The following is a 16,706-nucleotide window of genomic DNA, read 5'->3' as shown; positions in this document are numbered from 1 at the left end:
CGGTTTTTTACCCCATTTAAAATGGCATTGTTGAGGTTGAATCAGATGAAAGGACAAGAAACTCGTGGTTTTCAGTCAGAAGTAAAACAGCTTCTGCACCTGATGATCCATTCCCTCTATTCCAACAAAGAAATCTTTCTGCGTGAGCTGATTTCCAACGCCTCTGATGCGGCCGATAAGCTGCGTTTCCGCGCGCTGTCGCAGCCGGATTTGTATGAGGGGGATGGCGAGCTGCGCGTACGGGTTTCGTTTGATAAAGACAACCGTACCCTGACCATTGCCGATAACGGTATCGGTATGAACCGGGAAGAGGTTATCGACCATCTCGGCACCATCGCCAAATCCGGCACCAAAGCGTTCCTCGAATCGATGGGTTCCGACCAGGCGAAGGATAGCCAGCTGATCGGTCAGTTCGGTGTCGGCTTCTATTCGGCCTTCATCGTGGCGGACAAAGTGACCGTGCGTACCCGTGCGGCGGGCGACAAGCCGGAAAACGGCGTGTTCTGGGAATCCGCCGGCGAAGGCGAATATACCGTAGCTGATATCACCAAAGCCGATCGCGGGACCGAAATCACCCTGCATCTGCGCGAAGGCGAAGATGATTTCCTCAACGACTGGCGCGTACGCTCTATCATCAGCAAGTATTCCGACCATATCGCGCTGCCGGTTGAGATTGAAAAACGGGAAGAGAAAGACGGCGAAACCGTGATTTCGTGGGAAAAAATCAACAAGGCGCAGGCCCTGTGGACCCGCAGCAAATCCGAAGTTAACGACGACGAATACAAAGAGTTTTATAAGCATATCGCTCACGACTACAGCGACCCGCTGACCTGGAGCCACAACCGCGTGGAAGGGAAGCAGGAGTACACCAGCCTGCTGTACATCCCGTCCCAGGCGCCGTGGGATATGTGGAACCGCGATCATAAACACGGCCTGAAGCTGTACGTCCAGCGTGTGTTCATCATGGACGACGCCGAGCAGTTTATGCCGAACTACCTGCGCTTTGTACGCGGCCTGATCGATTCCAACGATCTGCCGCTGAACGTCTCGCGTGAAATCCTGCAGGACAGCAGCGTGACCCGCAACCTGCGCACCGCGCTGACCAAACGCGCGCTGCAGATGCTGGATAAGTTGGCGAAAGACGATGCTGAAAAATATCAGACCTTCTGGAAACAGTTCGGCCTGGTGCTGAAAGAGGGCCCGGCGGAAGATCCGAGCAATCAGGAAGCGATCGCTAAACTGCTGCGCTTTGCATCCACTCACACCGACTCCTCCGCACAGACCGTGTCGCTGGAAGAGTATGTCTCGCGTATGAAAGAAGGCCAGGAGAAGATCTACTACATCACTGCCGACAGCTATGCGGCGGCGAAGAGCAGCCCGCACCTCGAACTGCTGCGTAAGAAAGGGATTGAAGTTCTGCTGCTTTCCGATCGCATCGACGAATGGATGATGAGCTACCTGACCGAGTTCGACGGCAAAGCGTTCCAGTCTGTCGCTAAAGCCGACGAGTCGCTGGACAAGCTGGCGGATGAAGTGGACGAGTCCACCAAAGAAGCTGAAAAAGCGCTGGAGCCGTTCGTTGAGCGGGTGAAAAACCTGCTTGGCGACCGAGTGAAAGAGGTGCGTCTGACCCATCGTCTGACCGATACCCCGGCAATTGTCACCACCGATGCCGACGAGATGAGCACCCAGATGGCGAAGCTGTTCGCCGCAGCGGGCCAGGCGGCGCCGGAAGTGAAGTACATCTTCGAGCTGAACCCGGCGCATCAGCTGGTGAAACGCGCCGCCGATACCCAGGATGACGCGCAATTCGGCGAATGGGTGGAACTGCTGCTGGATCAGGCGCTGCTGGCCGAGCGCGGCACGCTGGAAGATCCGAACCAGTTTATCCGCCGTATGAACCAGCTGCTGGCGTCGTAAGTTTCCTCTGTAAACGGAGACCCTCACCCTAACCCTCTCCCTGAAGGGAGAGGGGATGTCCCGGCGCTGGTCCTCGCGTTTTTCTGACAGGGGAATGGACTGGCGCAATGCTCCCCCCTCCTTGATAGGACGGCCCGGTGCCGGACGGGTTTTCTTCCTCTCCCTGGGGGAGAGGGGATGTCCCGGCGCTGGTCCTCGCGTTTTCCTGACAGGGGAATGGCCTGGCGCAATGCTTCCCCCTCCTTGATAGGACGGCCCGGTGCCGGACGGGTTTTCTCCCTCTCCCTGGGGGAGAGGCCGGGGTGAGGGGCATAATCCTCCCTGTCGGTAAAATATCTCACCATTAACCGTTTCAGCCGCACCGCCTTCCTTGAGCCATCGCCGTTCTGGTGGTATGGTTTAGCGTTTTTGAAAAATTGAATCGACTTTTGAGGGGATTTTCGTAATGCGTATTATTCTGCTTGGCGCTCCGGGCGCGGGTAAAGGAACTCAGGCTCAGTTCATCATGGAGAAATACGGTATTCCGCAAATCTCCACCGGCGATATGCTGCGCGCGGCGGTAAAATCCGGCTCTGAGCTCGGTAAGCAAGCGAAAGACATTATGGACGCCGGCAAGCTGGTGACCGATGAGCTGGTCATCGCGCTGGTGAAAGAGCGTATCGCCCAGGAAGATTGCCGTAACGGCTTCCTGCTGGACGGCTTCCCGCGCACCATTCCGCAGGCTGACGCCATGAAAGAGGCGGGCATTACCGTTGATTACGTGCTGGAATTCGATGTGCCGGACGAACTGATCGTCGACCGCATCGTTGGCCGTCGCGTTCACGCGGCATCCGGTCGTGTATACCACATCAAATTCAATCCGCCGAAGGTGGAAGGCAAAGACGACGTGACCGGCGAAGAGCTGACCACCCGTAAAGACGATCAGGAAGAGACCGTGCGTAAGCGTCTGGTAGAATACCATCAGATGACGGCGCCGCTGATCGGCTACTACACCAAAGAAGCGCAGGCGGGCAACACCAAATACGCCAAAGTTGACGGCACCAAAGCGGTGGCTGACGTGCGCGCCGAACTGGAAAAAATCCTCGGCTGATAAAGCCTTTTCTCATCCTGCTGCGGCAGGATGAGAACTCCTCTCATTTCTACCTTTTGCTATGATTGGTTCCGTTTAGCGCCATTTCAGCTACAATTGGCTGCGATTCAAATGGTTAAGAGGCGGTAATGCATCAGACGAAAACAGGTATCTTGCTGGCCAATTTAGGCACTCCCGATGCGCCCACCCCCGGTGCGGTGAAGCGCTATCTGCGACAATTCCTCAGCGACAAACGGGTGGTGGATACGTCTCGTCTGCTATGGTGGCCGCTGCTGCGCGGCGTCATACTGCCGATTCGCTCCCCGCGCGTGGCGAAGCTCTATCAGTCTGTCTGGATGGAGGAGGGCTCACCGCTGATGGTATACAGCCGCCGCCAGCAGCAGGCGCTGGCCGCCAGGCTGCCGGATACCCCGGTGGCGCTGGGCATGAGCTATGGTTCGCCGTCGCTGGCCAGCGCGGTGGATGATTTACTGGCGCAGGGGGTGGAGCACATCGTGGTGCTGCCGTTGTATCCGCAATATTCCTGCTCGACGGTGGCCGCCGTCTGGGATGAGCTGGCGCGGATCCTTGCGAAAAAACGCGCCATTCCGGGGATCTCGTTTATTCGCGACTATGCCGATCGCCCGGACTATATCCATGCGCTGGCGGCCAGCGTGCGCGCCTCCTTCGCGGTGCATGGTGAACCCGATCTGCTGCTGCTCTCCTATCATGGGATCCCGCAGCGCTATGCCAACCAGGGGGATGACTATCCTCAGCGCTGTCGCGATACCACGCGGGAGCTGGTCTCGGCGCTGGGGCTGCCGCCGGAGCGGGTGATGATGACCTTCCAGTCGCGCTTTGGCCGCGAACCCTGGCTGACGCCCTACACCGATGAAACGCTAAAAATGCTCGGTGAAAAGGGGACGAAGCATATCCAGGTGCTGTGCCCGGGCTTTGCCGCCGATTGTCTCGAAACGCTGGAAGAGATCGCCGTCCAGAACCGGGAAATTTTCCTCGAAGCGGGTGGCAAGCAATATGAATATATTCCAGCGCTTAATGCGGACGCAGCGCATATTGAAATGATGGTCAATCTGACGGCGCCTTATCGCTGATCGCGCGCAGGGCGGGAAATATGCTACTATTTCCCGCTTGTTCCCTGTTATTTAAGCGCCACTATGAAATTCCCCGGTAAACGCAAATCCAAACACTATTTTCCCGTTAACGCCCGCGACCCGCTGCTCCAGCAAATTCAGCCGGAGAATGAATCCAGCGTCTCCTGGGTGGTCGGTATCGACCAGACGCTGGTGGATATCGAAGCGAAGGTAGATGAGGCGTTTATCGTGCGCTATGGCCTGAGCGCGGGCCATTCGCTGGTGATTGAAGATGACGTCGCCGAGGCGCTGTACCAGGAGCTGGTGCGCAACAATCTCATTACCCATCAGTTTGCCGGCGGCACCATCGGCAATACCATGCACAACTACTCGGTGCTGGCGGACGATCGCTCGGTGCTGCTTGGCGTGATGTGCAGTAATATTGAAATCGGCGGTTATGCCTATCGTTACCTGTGCAATACCTCCAGTCGCACCGATCTGAACTATCTGCAGGGCGTCGACGGCGCCATTGGCCGCTGCTTTACCCTGATCGGTGACAGCGGCGAGCGCACCTTCGCCATCAGCCCGGGCCACATGAATAAGCTGCGCCCGGAAAGCATTCCGGAAGCGGTGATCGCCGGCGCCTCGGCGCTGGTGCTGACCTCCTACCTGGTACGCTGCAAGCCGGGCGAGCCAATGCCGGACGCGACGATGAAAGCCATCGAGTATGCCAAAAAGCATGATGTGCCGGTGGTGCTAACCCTCGGAACCAAATACGTGATTGCCGATAACCCGGCGTGGTGGCAGCAGTTCCTCCAGGAACATGTCTCTATTCTGGCGATGAATGAAGAAGAAGGGGAAGCCCTGACTGGCCTTGCCGATCCGCTGTCGGCGGCGGATAAAGCGCTGGACTGGGTTGACCTGGTGCTGTGCACTGCCGGACCGGCGGGGCTGTATATGGCGGGCTTTACCGAAGAAGAGGCGAAGCGGAAAACCCAGCATCCGCTGCTGCCGGGGGCGATCCCGGAGTTTAACCAGTTTGAATTCAGCCGCGCGATGCGCCACCAGGATTGCGTTAATCCGCGGCGCATTTATTCCCATATCGCTCCCTATATGGGCGGCCCCGAGAAGATCATGAACACCAACGGCGCAGGCGACGGCGCGCTGGCGGCGCTGCTGCACGACATCACCGCCAATAACTACCACCGCAATAACGTCCCCAACTCCAGCAAGCACAAATGCAAATGGCTGACCTACTCCTCGCTGGCGCAGGTGTGTAAATATGCCAACCGCGTGAGCTATCAGGTGCTGAACCAGCACTCGCCGCGTTTAACCCGCGGCCTGCCGGAGCGTGAGGACAGCCTGGAAGAGGCGTACTGGGATCGGTAAGCGCGTCCCTCTCCCAACGGGAGAGGGCAGTACATCAGCCGGTGACGACTTCGCCGGCGGGTGGCGTTTCCAGAAGCCGCAGCATGGCGCGGGCAATTTCCCGTTCGCCCATCACCACCTGATTGGCCCCGCGATCGATAATGTAGTCCACTTCGTCATCGTAATGGGCGCGGGCGATAATCTCGATATTTGGACATTTTTCCCGTGCGGAAGCGACAATCTCACCGGCCTCGTAGCCGTTAGGGATCGTCAGCAGCAGCCAGCGGGCGCAGTCGAGATGCGCCAGCTCCATGATCTCTTCATTGGCGGCATTGCCGAGCACCGCGCTGATCCCGCGCTCGCGTAGCTCATCCACGCGGGTGCGCGAGGTCTCAACCACCACCAGCGGGATCCCCTGGGCCATTAGCTTCTCGCCCAACAGGCTGCCGACGCGGCCGAAGCCGACCAGCAGCGCGTGGTTGCAGATATCCACCGGCACTTGCTTCTCATCCTCCAGGACCTCTTCCAGCGTCTGCTCGTCGAGGGTTTCGGTTTTATCGAGATATTTCTCCAGCAGGGTGAACAGCACCGGGTTGAGCATAATCGAGATGATTGCCCCGGCCAGCACCAGATTTTGTCCGGCCTGCGGCAGCAGGTTAAGCGCCATTCCCAGGCCGGCGAGAATAAAGGCGAACTCACCGATCTGCGCCAGGCTGGCGGCAATGGTCAGCGCGGTACGTGGTGAGTGGCCAAACATTCGCACAAGGAAAAAGGCGGCCGCGGATTTACCAAAGATGATAATCGCCAGCGTCGCCAGCACCGCCAGCGGCTGCTGGACCAGTACCATCGGGTCAAACAGCATGCCGACGGAGACAAAGAACAGCACCGCAAAGGCGTCGCGCAGCGGCAGGGTGTCATGGGCGGCGCGGTGGCTGAGCTCGGATTCGTTAAGCACCATACCGGCGAAGAAGGCGCCAAGGGCGAAGGAGACATCAAACAACTCCACCGCGCCGAAGGCGATGCCTAGCGCCAGGGCCAACACCGACAGGGTGAACAGCTCACGTGAGCCGGTGGCCGCGCTGCGCGACATGATCCACGGCACCAGTCGACGGCCGACCAGCATCATGATGGCGATAAAGGCCACCACTTTACCAATGGTGATCCCGAGGTCGAGAGCCAGAGAGGCGAAGCCGACGTTGCCTTTCTCCGCCATGCCAGCAATCGCCGGCAGCAGGACCAGCGTCAGGACCATCACCAGGTCTTCCACAATCAGCCAGCCGATGGCAATCTGCCCGCGCTGACTGTCAATCAGCTGTCGCTCCTCGAGGGCGCGCAGTAGCACCACGGTACTGGCGGTGGAGAGACACAGGCCAAAGACGATGCCGGTCATCAGCGACCAGCCAAGGGCGGCGGAGAGTGCCATACCCAACAGCGTCGCCACGGCTATCTGGGCGATGGCCCCGGGAATGGCGATCGACTTTACCGCCATCAGATCCTTGAGGGAAAAATGCAGCCCGACGCCGAACATCAGCAGGATCACGCCGAGTTCTGCCAGTTCCGGAGCCAGTTTGGTGTCAGCAACAAAGCCAGGGGTGAAAGGTCCGGCCAGCACGCCCGCTAAGAGATATCCCACCAGAGGAGAAATACGTAGCTTATTGGCAATCATGCCGAGAATAAAGGCGAGCACGAGGCCGCCGACAATGGTGGTGATAAGCGGTGTTGCGTGGTGCATTCCGTCTCCTTTCCAGTGGTGTATCGGTCCATTTTGCTACCCTATCCGGGTAATAGTTTATGACAAAAACGTTCACTTTGTTTATGAATAATTCTTGAATTGTGTAAAAAAATGGAATTAGCCTGCCAAAAGGCACAGAAGGGAAAATGGTGGGGGGAAACCGTGTATCAGGCTGATGGCACAAGGGTTAACGGCGGCCAGAGTTGCACTTTGGCCGCCGGATAATCAGGCTTTTTGCCGGTTATCAGGAAGAAATATCGTCAGGAAACCCAGCAGGGGCAGGAAGGCACAGATTTTATACACCAGATCGATGCTGGTATGATCCGCCAACAGGCCCAGCACTGCGGCGCCGAGGCCCCCCATGCCAAAGGCGAAGCCGAAGAACAGCCCAGAAACCATGCCGATTCGGCCCGGCAGCAGCTCTTGTGCATAGACCAGAATTGCGGAAAAGGCCGAGGCGAGGATAAAACCAATAATCACCGTCAAAATCCCCGTCCATTCAAGGCTGGCGTAGGGTAAAACGAGGGTAAACGGCGCCACGCCGAGGATAGAGCCCCAAATAACATATTTTCGGCCAATCTTATCGCCAACAGGCCCGCCAATCACCGTCCCGGCAGCAACCGCGAACAGGAAGGCAAACAGATGAAGCTGGGCATTTTGCACCGATAATCCGAACTTATGCATCAGATAAAAGGTGTAATAGCTGCTGATACTGGCCATATAGAAATATTTCGAGAAAATCAGCATCAGCAGAATACCTACCGCCAGAATCACCTTATTGCGCGGCAGCGGATTAACGATCGCCGGCTTCGGTTTGCCCTTATTCATTCGGTGCTGCGCGGCATACCAGCGGCTGATTTGCGACAGCACGACGATAGCCAGCAGGGCGGCCAACACGAACCAGGCGACGTTACCTTTGCCATAGGGAGCGATAATCACCGCCGCCAGCAATGGGCCAAGCGAGCTGCCGAAGTTGCCGCCGACCTGGAACAGCGACTGGGCCAGGCCGTGACGGCCGCCAGAGGCCATCCGCGCCACGCGGGATGATTCCGGATGGAAAACCGAGGAGCCGGTACCCACCAGCGCGGCAGCCAGCAGCACCATGCCGAAGCTGCCGGCCAGCGCCAGGAGAATCAAACCACAGAGGGTGAAGCACATGCCCACCGGCAGCGACCACGGCATCGAGCGTTTGTCGGTGATGTAGCCAATCACTGGCTGGAATAGCGATGAAGTCAGCTGGAAGGTGAGGGTGATCATCCCGATCTGCACGAAGGTGAGGGAGAACTCCGCCTGCAGCAGCGGGTAGATAGCGAGAATAAGCGACTGGATCATATCGTTAAGCAAATGGGACAGGCTGATCGCGCCTAAGATGCCAAACGAGGTGCGTGCTTTTTGCGGCGGCGCAGCGGGGCCGGACAGGGGTTGAGCGGTCTGATTGATTGCCATAGGTTCACGTCACTTTTTTATATAGCTTTCGTCATTTGTACGCCATGGAGACGGCCCTGATTTTCCCGGCTACTACATGGGAAATATGACCAACGGGCAGACGCAATGTCATACAACGCGAAGGCGTATAGAGGATGCAGGTGGAATTATTATCCAACTAACATACCTGCTGATAAGGTTTGAAGGAAGTCGCAATTCTGAAAACATATTTGTCAACGCGACTAACTCGCTATACTTTCGGCACTTGGGATTAAGTCAGGGAGTGAAGCATGCATTATTTCAAACACAGCGTAGCGCTGGCGTTATTTGCCGCCTTATCGCTGGGCAGCCTGTCCGCGCAGGCCTATGAGCAGGATAAAACCTATAAAATTACCATCCTGCACACCAACGATCACCATGGCCATTTCTGGCGCAATGACTACGGCGAATATGGTCTGGCGGCGCAGAAAACGCTGGTCGATGGCATCCGCAAAGAGGTAGCGGCGGAAGGGGGGAGTGTCCTGCTGTTATCCGGCGGCGATATTAATACTGGCGTGCCGGAGTCAGATTTACAGGATGCAGAGCCCGATTTTCGCGGCATGAACCTGATCGGCTACGACGCGATGGCGGTGGGTAACCATGAATTTGATAATCCGCTGAGCGTGCTGCGCCAGCAGGAGAAGTGGGCCAAGTTCCCGTTCCTGTCAGCCAATATTTATCAGAAAAGCACCGGCGAACGGCTGTTCAAACCCTGGGCGCTGTTTAAGCGCGGTGGGCTGAAAATCGCGGTGATTGGTTTAACCACCGACGATACGGCCAAGATTGGCAATCCGGAATATTTCACCGATATAGAATTCCGCAAACCGGCGGAAGAGGCGAAGCTGGTGATCCAGGAGCTGCAGCAGAACGAAAAACCTGACGTGATCCTGGCCACCACCCATATGGGCCATTACGACAATGGCAACCACGGCTCTAACGCGCCGGGCGACGTGGAAATGGCGCGGAGTTTACCTGCGGGATCGCTGGCGATGATCGTCGGCGGCCACTCGCAGGATCCGGTATGCATGGCGTCGGAAAATAAAAAGCAGGTCGACTATGTGCCAGGAACGCCGTGCGCCCCGGATCGTCAGAACGGCATCTGGATCGTCCAGGCGCACGAGTGGGGCAAATACGTCGGCCGCGCCGATTTTGAGTTCCGCAACGGCGAGATGAAGCTGGTGCACTATCAGCTGATCCCGGTCAACCTGAAGAAAAAAGTGACTTACGATAACGGCCAAAGCGAGCGGGTGCTGTATACGCCGCAGATCGCCGAGAACCCGCAGATGATGTCACTGCTGACGCCGTTCCAGAACAAAGGCAAGGCGCAACTGCAGGTCAAAATCGGCAGCGTGAATGGTCATCTGGAGGGCGACCGCAGTAAAGTGCGCTTTGTGCAGACCAATATGGGCCATCTGCTGTTGGCGGCGCAAATGGCGCGCAGCAACGCAGATTTCGCGGTGATGAGCGGCGGCGGGATCCGCGACTCCATCGAGGCGGGCGATATCACCTACAAGGATGTGATGAAGGTCCAGCCGTTCGGCAATGTGCTAACCTATGTCGATATGAGCGGCAAGGAGGTGGTGGATTACCTGACCGCCGTCGCGCAGATGAAGCCGGATTCCGGCGCCTATCCGCAGTTTGCCAACGTCAGCTTCGTGGCCAAAGATGGCAAGCTGAACGATCTGAAAATCAAAGGCGAACCGGTGGACCCGGCGAAGACCTATCGGATGGCGACGCTGAGCTTTAACGCCACCGGCGGCGATGGCTACCCGAACATTGCCGATAAACCCGGGTATGTGAATACCGGCTTTATCGATGCCGAAGTGCTGAAAGAGTATATCGAGAAGAACTCGCCGCTGGATGCCGCGGCCTACGAGCCGAAAGGCGAGGTGAGCTGGCAGTAAGCCCGGGCTTCAGGTTGGCTATTTCCCCGGTGGCGCTACGCTTACCGGGGCTACGAATTGGCTAACACGGATAAGGCGCGTGCGCCGCTATCCGGGATGGTGCGCTTAATCGCGGCGGGCGATATCGGCAAACTTCGCATCGAGAAGCTGCGCCAGATCGCTGGCCGCCAGCTCAATATCCAGCCCGCGTTTGCCGCCGGAAATATAGATGGTGGCAAATTCCTGCGCCGGGGCGTCAATTACCGTTGGCAGGCGCTTCTTTTGCCCCAGCGGACTGATACCGCCCACCAGATAGCCGGTGATACGCTGGGCCACCATCGGGTCGGCCATGTCGACTTTCTTAGCACCCAGCGCTTTCGCCACTTTCTTCAAATCCAGCTGCCCGGCGACCGGGGTGACGGCGACCGCCAGATGCTTCATATCGCCGTTCACGGCGACCAGCAGGGTCTTGTAAACCTGGTCGGCATTGAGGCCGAGCTTGCGCACCACTTCGTCGCCGAAGTTGGTCTCATTGGGATCGTGATCGTAACTGTGGATCTGAAAGGAAATTTTGTTTTTTTCGAGTAATTTAACGGCGGGAGTCATAGCTATCCTTCTTACCAACCGGTTTTGCGTGACGTTAGAATACGCCCGCAGGTTGTCTAAAAAATAGTACCATCTTGCGCAATAGTGTTGGCAGTGATGGTCACTTTGAGCGACAATCAGACGATCCGGGATGCAAATCCCGGGATAATAATAATGATGAAATTCCTCTTTGACGGGCCAATAGCAATATTGGCCATTTTTTTATGTCAGCATATCCGGCAGATTCCCTTCGCCATACAGATGCAGCGCGCCGACGGCAACCACGTAGCGCCCCGGTGGCAGGGCCAGTAGCGTCTCGCGCCAGGCGAGATTGCGCTGGTGCATCAGCACATCATATAAAGACTGGCTGAAGGTCGTCGGCAGCGATACCGCACCGCGCGACGGCGGTTGCTCCAACCACCAGCCAATCATCACCTGCAGTAAACGAGCATTGGTGCGCCAGTGGGTCAGTGTATCTTCCAGCAGGGCCATTCCGCCGTCGGGCAGATCGCGCAGCAGCGCGATTTGGCTGTCGGCGCCTTCCAGCTCCATCACCCTTATGTTGCTCTCGCGGGCGGCCATCAGCAACTGATAATCGATGCCGTAATCCGGTCGCAGTCCCAGCTTCTGCGCCTGGGTGGCCTGCAGGACCATCGCCACCTGCCACAGCGGCTGGCTGTCGAACAGCCCGACCGACAGGCCCAGCTCGCCGGCTCGCGCCTCTAGCTCGCTCAGCTGCGCATCGCTCAGGCGTTCCGCCAGCGGTGGGTAAGTGGGGAGATTGCTAAACGGGGTTTCATTGCCGCTGATATCGGCCTCGACGATTAACGCATCGGCCTGACGTATTTTTTTCAGAAGCTTTGCCGGCGGCGGCGCCATGTCACGGGTGCCCATATGGATACTGCCGACGAGGTGCAAATAGCGTTCGCCGGGCAGGACGACATCCATCGCAGGCCAGGAATAAGACGAGCCGACGGCGGCTTGCCACAGCATTTTTATCCGGTTTAACAGGCCCATACGCGCTCCGAAGTGTGAGGACTTCATGCTAGCGCATATGGTGATACACGTCACCCTTCCGGCGGGCTTTTCTTGTCTCAGCAAAAAACGGGCGCCGAACAACGTCGGCGCCCGTTTCATGTGATGGCGTTTACTCTTTTGGTTTAAAGCGCAGCAGGCGGTTGGCGTTACTGACCACGGTGATCGATGACAGCGCCATCGCCGCGCCGGCAACCACCGGGTTGAGCAGCGTGCCGGTCAGCGGCCAGAGGATCCCGGCGGCAATCGGGATACCCAGCGAGTTATAGACAAACGCGCCCAGCAGGTTCTGCTTCATATTGCGTAAGGTCGCCTTCGAAATCGCCAGCGCATCGGCCACGCCGTTGAGGCTATGGCGCATCAGGGTGATCGCCGCGGTTTCAATAGCGACATCGCTGCCGCCGCCCATGGCGATCCCGACATCCGCTTGCGCCAGCGCCGGGGCGTCGTTAATGCCGTCGCCGACCATCGCCACTTTGTGCCCCTGGCTCTGCAACCGTTTAATGGCGTCGGCTTTACCGTCCGGCAGCACGCCGGCGATCACTTCATCAATGCCCGCTTCTTTGGCGATGGCCTTCGCGGTGGTGGGGTTATCCCCGGTGAGCATCACCAGCCGGTAGCCCTGATGATGCAGGCGCGCCAGGGCGTCGACGCTGTCTTCGCGCAGCGGGTCGCGAATGGCGAACAGGGCAGCAGCCTGGCCATCAATAGCCAGCAGCACCGGCGTGGCGCCGCGTGAGGCCTGGGCTGTCATCTCGCTTTCCACCTCGGCGGTATTGATATGCTGCTCGTTGAGCAGCGCCTGGTTGCCGAGCAGCAGGCGATGGTCTTCCGCTTCGCCGCTGACGCCAAGGCCGCGCAGGGTGCGGAAGCCGCTGGCTTCCGGCAATGGGCCATCGGCAGCTTTATCAAGGATCGCTCGCGCCAGCGGATGGCTTGAGCCCTGCTCCAGCGCGGCGGCAAGACGGACAGCAGTCGCTTCATCAACGCCAGCGAAAGTTTTCACCGCCACCACCTGCGGCTTGCCTTCGGTCAGGGTGCCGGTTTTATCGAATACCAGGGTGTCGAGTTCGCTGGCGCGCTGCAGCGCATCGGCATCGCGCACCAGCACACCGTACTCCGCTGCCCGGCCAACGCCGGAGATAATCGACATCGGCGTCGCCAGGCCTAAGGCGCACGGACAGGCGATAATCAGTACCGTGGTGGCAATGACCAGGGTATAGACGATCTGCGGCGCCGGGCCGAAGAAGAACCAGATCGCGGCGCTGATCAGCGCAATGGCGACCACCGCCGGAACAAACACCGCGGAGATTTTATCCGCCAGCTGGCCGATCTCCGGTTTGCTACTCTGCGCCTGGCGCACCATGCGGATAATACGTGCCAGCGTGGTCTGGCTGCCGACGGCGCTGGCGGTAAACAGCACGCTGCCATCCTGCATCACGGTACCGGCGTGAATAGCATCGCCATCGCCTTTTTGCTGCGGCACCGGTTCGCCGGTGAGCATCGCTTCATCAAACCAGGCTTCGCCCTGGCTTATCACGCCGTCGACCGGGACGCGGTCGCCGGTAGTCAGGCGCAGCGTCATGCCGGCCTGAACTTCCGCGAGCGGCAGATCTTTCTCACCCTCGGGCGTGACGACCCGAGCCGAAGGCGGCGTCAGGTCGAGCAGTTTTTCCAGCGCTTTCGAGGAGCGCTGACGGGCGCGGGCCTCCAGCATATGGCCGAGGTTAATCAGGCCGATAATCATTGCGCTGGCTTCGTAATAGAGATGGCGGGCTTCCATCGGGAACCACTGTGGCCACAGGTTGACGCTCATCGAGTACAGCCAGGCGACGCCGGTGCCGAGCGCCACCAACGTATCCATGGTGGCGGTGCCGTTTTTCAGGCTTTTCCACGCGCTGCGGTAGAAGTGGCCGCCGGCGAAGACCATGACGGCGAGGGTGACAAGGCCGATGACCAGCCACAGCGAACGGTTGTCGTCGCTGACCATCATGTTATCGCCGATCATCCCCCAGACCATCACCGGCACGCCGACCAGCAGGGCGACAATCGCCTGCCAGCGAAAACGCTTCATCGTCGCGATGGCAGTTTCCTGCTGACGTTCGCGGCGTTCCAGATCGTCTTCGATCGCCTCCGCGCCGTAGCCCGCTTTCTCCACCGCCTGCACTAATTCTGCGGCGGACGCACTGCCCATCACCAGCGCTGTGCGTTCCGCCAGGTTAACCCGCGCCTGTGAGACGCCCGGCACCGCGGCAAGCGCGTTTTGTACCCGGGAGACGCAGCTGGCGCAGCTCATGCCGTTGATCAGCAGCTGTTGACTGTCATCTTCGTCATGGGCTGCCGGAAGCTCAGGAGTGGCCGCTGTCAGTGCTTCCGACGGGATTGATGATTCTGCCAGCGGTTTAGCCTTTGGGTGGCTGAGCTCCGCGCCGTATCCGGCTTGTTTAACGGTTTCAATCAGCGCTTGCGCGCTGGCGCTGCCCGTTACATGGGCTTCAGTGAGGGTGACTTCCGCTTGCTCAACGTCAGGACGCTGCTCCAGACTCTCTTTCACGCGTTTGACGCAGTGGCCGCAGGAGAGGCCATCCAGCGTCAGGTCGATAGTGTTAGACATAAATAACTCCTGAATAATTTTCCGGTCAACGATTGACCAGACCCACTCTTTCATCGAGTATTAAGAAGGTTAAACCTTCCAGCAAGGGGAAGGTCAAGGAGAAAAAATGAATATCAGCGATGTGGCGAAAAAAACCGGCTTAACCAGCAAAGCGATTCGTTTTTACGAAGAGAAGGGGCTGGTGACGCCGCCGTTGCGCAGCGAAAACGGCTACCGCACTTACAGTCAGCAGCATCTCGATGAGCTGACGCTGCTGCGCCAGGCGCGGCAGGTGGGGTTTAACCTGGAAGAGTGCCGCGAGCTGGTGGCCCTGTTCAACGACCCGTCACGGCACAGCGCCGATGTGAAAAAACGCACGCTGGAGAAAGTGGCGGATATCGAGAACCATATCCGCGAGCTGCAAAATATGCGCGCGCACCTGCTGGCGCTGGCCGAATCCTGCCCTGGCGACGACAGCGCGGAGTGCCCGATTATCGATAATCTTTCCGGCTGCTGCCATCGCAAGGCGCAGGTTTAACGGACGGCGGGTCTGATGCGTAGCGTAATCCCTTCTACGGCAATCACTTCAACCTTGCTGCCCGCCGCGAAGTCTTCATCGGCAATCACTGGCCAGGAGCTGTCGCCCACGCGGACGTGGCCGCGGCCGTTCACCAGCGGGGCATCCAGCGTCAGGCGGCGGCCCACCAGCTGCTGCCCGCGCTGGTTGAGCTGAGCATCGGCCGGGCGCTGCGTTTTGACGCGCTTGCGCAGCCATTTCGACCACAGCCACGCCGCCAGCAGGGTGAGAACGGCAAACAGCGTCCCTTGCCATTCCCAGCTCAGCGGCAGGAGCCAGGTCAGGGCGCCAGTCACCACGCCAGCGACGCCGCTCCACAGCAGATAGCCGCTGCCGCCCAGCATCTCGGCCGCCAGCAGCAGCCCGCCCAGGCTTAGCCAGAACAGATGGGGGTGGGCGAGGATCATGTCGATCATGATTTTTTCCGATCGCCAGCGCCCTCTTTGATCAGCTCGCTGATCCCGGCGATCGATCCCATCAGGCTGCTGGCATCCAGCGGCATCAATACCACTTTGCTGTTGTTAGCGGCGCCAATCTGCTGCAGCGCATCGGTGTATTTCTGCGCTACAAAGTAGTTGATCGCCTGAATATCGCCTGAGGCGATCGCCGAGGAGACCATCTGGGTGGCGCGGGCTTCCGCTTCGGCGGAACGTTCACGAGCTTCCGCTTGCAGGAATGCGGACTGTCGTTCGCCCTCGGCCTTGAGGATCTGCGACTGCTTTTCCCCTTCCGCTTTCAGAATTTCCGCCTGTCGCACCCCTTCGGCCTCAAGAATATAGGCGCGTTTGGTACGTTCGGCTTTCATCTGGGCGTTCATCGAGGCGATAAGCTCCGCCGGTGGGCGAACGTCGCGAATTTCGACGCGGGTGATTTTCACCCCCCACGGATTAGTGGCGTCGTCGACGATATGCAGCAGGCGGGTGTTAATGCTGTCGCGCTGGGAGAGCATTTCGTCCAGCTCCATCGAGCCGAGTACGGTACGGATATTGGTCATCGTCAGATTGACGATCGCCTGCTCAAGATTGCTGACCTCGTAGGCGGCCTTTGGCGCGTCAATCACCTGAATAAAGCAGACCGCGTCGATGGTGACGTTGGCGTTATCCCGGGAGATAACCTCCTGCGAGGGGATATCGAGCACCTGCTCCATCATGTTCACTTTGCGGCCGATACGGTCCATAAACGGCACGACTAAGCTTAATCCCGGCTGCAGCGTCTGGGTAAAACGCCCGAAGCGCTCTACCGTCCACTGATAGCCCTGCGGGACAATTTTCACCGCCGCGGCCACAATGACCAGCGCGACGAAAATAAGGATAGGAATAAAAATCAGCATCAAAAACCTCCTGTCTTGTTGCCTGGTGGGGCGCCACAAGAAAATAGCGCATGTTTAAA

General features: G+C 58.5%; 13 protein-coding genes. 6 read left to right on the top strand and 7 right to left on the bottom strand.

Translation table 11 applies throughout. The features are described from left to right. Positions 1-45 precede the first annotated feature (45 nt). From htpG to LGL98_RS19045, 4 genes are all read left to right on the top strand, one after another. Positions 46-1,920, top strand: coding sequence for a molecular chaperone HtpG (htpG, locus tag LGL98_RS19060; RefSeq protein WP_136033405.1), 1,875 nt, complete (start codon positions 46-48; stop codon positions 1,918-1,920). Between the two features lie 445 nt (positions 1,921-2,365). Next, positions 2,366-3,010, top strand: coding sequence for an adenylate kinase (adk, locus tag LGL98_RS19055; RefSeq protein ID WP_002892184.1), 645 nt, complete (start codon positions 2,366-2,368; stop codon positions 3,008-3,010). 128 nt (positions 3,011-3,138) lie between these two features. Beyond that, positions 3,139-4,101, top strand: coding sequence for a ferrochelatase (gene hemH, locus LGL98_RS19050; RefSeq protein ID WP_136033403.1), 963 nt, complete (start codon positions 3,139-3,141; stop codon positions 4,099-4,101). Positions 4,102-4,164: 63 nt separating this feature from the next. Next, a complete protein-coding gene (locus LGL98_RS19045) occupies positions 4,165-5,469 on the top strand; it encodes an inosine/guanosine kinase (RefSeq protein ID WP_136033401.1) in 1,305 nt (434 codons plus the stop codon). Between the two features lie 34 nt (positions 5,470-5,503). Here LGL98_RS19045 and ybaL read toward each other — a convergent pair whose 3' ends face one another. Then, the gene (gene ybaL / locus LGL98_RS19040) at positions 5,504-7,180 is read right to left on the bottom strand and encodes a YbaL family putative K(+) efflux transporter (protein ID WP_002892195.1); all 1,677 of its coding nucleotides are present in this window, start codon (positions 7,178-7,180) and stop codon (positions 5,504-5,506) included. A gap of 225 nt (positions 7,181-7,405) precedes the next feature. Further along, complete coding sequence (locus LGL98_RS19035) at positions 7,406-8,626, bottom strand: MFS transporter (RefSeq protein ID WP_023341120.1); 1,221 nt, start codon at positions 8,624-8,626, stop codon at positions 7,406-7,408. Positions 8,627-8,895: 269 nt separating this feature from the next. On the opposite strand from LGL98_RS19035, the gene ushA reads away from it, so the two are divergent. Further along, positions 8,896-10,548, top strand: coding sequence for a bifunctional UDP-sugar hydrolase/5'-nucleotidase UshA (ushA, locus tag LGL98_RS19030; protein ID WP_032734896.1), 1,653 nt, complete (start codon positions 8,896-8,898; stop codon positions 10,546-10,548). 105 nt (positions 10,549-10,653) lie between these two features. Here ushA and ybaK read toward each other — a convergent pair whose 3' ends face one another. The 3 genes from ybaK to copA form a co-directional block, all read right to left on the bottom strand. After that, entirely contained in the window at positions 10,654-11,133 is a 480-nt protein-coding gene (gene ybaK / locus LGL98_RS19025; RefSeq protein ID WP_002892205.1) for a Cys-tRNA(Pro)/Cys-tRNA(Cys) deacylase YbaK, read from the bottom strand. 201 nt (positions 11,134-11,334) lie between these two features. Beyond that, on the bottom strand, positions 11,335-12,129 hold the full coding sequence (locus tag LGL98_RS19020; protein WP_136033398.1) for a TraB/GumN family protein: 795 nt from the start codon (positions 12,127-12,129) through the stop codon (positions 11,335-11,337). Positions 12,130-12,259: 130 nt separating this feature from the next. Further along, positions 12,260-14,761, bottom strand: coding sequence for a copper-exporting P-type ATPase CopA (gene copA, locus LGL98_RS19015; protein ID WP_136033397.1), 2,502 nt, complete (start codon positions 14,759-14,761; stop codon positions 12,260-12,262). A gap of 106 nt (positions 14,762-14,867) precedes the next feature. On the opposite strand from copA, the gene cueR reads away from it, so the two are divergent. Continuing rightward, complete coding sequence (gene cueR, locus LGL98_RS19010) at positions 14,868-15,278, top strand: Cu(I)-responsive transcriptional regulator (RefSeq protein ID WP_069197067.1); 411 nt, start codon at positions 14,868-14,870, stop codon at positions 15,276-15,278. Here cueR and LGL98_RS19005 read toward each other — a convergent pair. Both LGL98_RS19005 and LGL98_RS19000 read right to left on the bottom strand, forming a co-directional pair. After that, a complete protein-coding gene (locus LGL98_RS19005) occupies positions 15,275-15,733 on the bottom strand; it encodes an NfeD family protein (RefSeq protein ID WP_136033395.1) in 459 nt (152 codons plus the stop codon). The genes cueR and LGL98_RS19005 overlap by 4 nt on opposite strands. Then, positions 15,730-16,647 carry an SPFH domain-containing protein gene (locus tag LGL98_RS19000; RefSeq protein WP_002892258.1) on the bottom strand — a complete coding sequence of 306 codons (918 nt, stop codon included), beginning with the start codon at positions 16,645-16,647 and terminating at the stop codon, positions 15,730-15,732. Before LGL98_RS19000 ends, LGL98_RS19005 begins: the two co-directional genes overlap by 4 nt. Positions 16,648-16,706 lie beyond the last annotated feature (59 nt).

The sequence above is a fragment of the Klebsiella africana genome (genome assembly GCF_020526085.1).
Classification (GTDB): Bacteria; Pseudomonadota; Gammaproteobacteria; order Enterobacterales; family Enterobacteriaceae; genus Klebsiella; species Klebsiella africana.
This window is presented reverse-complemented; position numbering and strand designations above follow the sequence as displayed.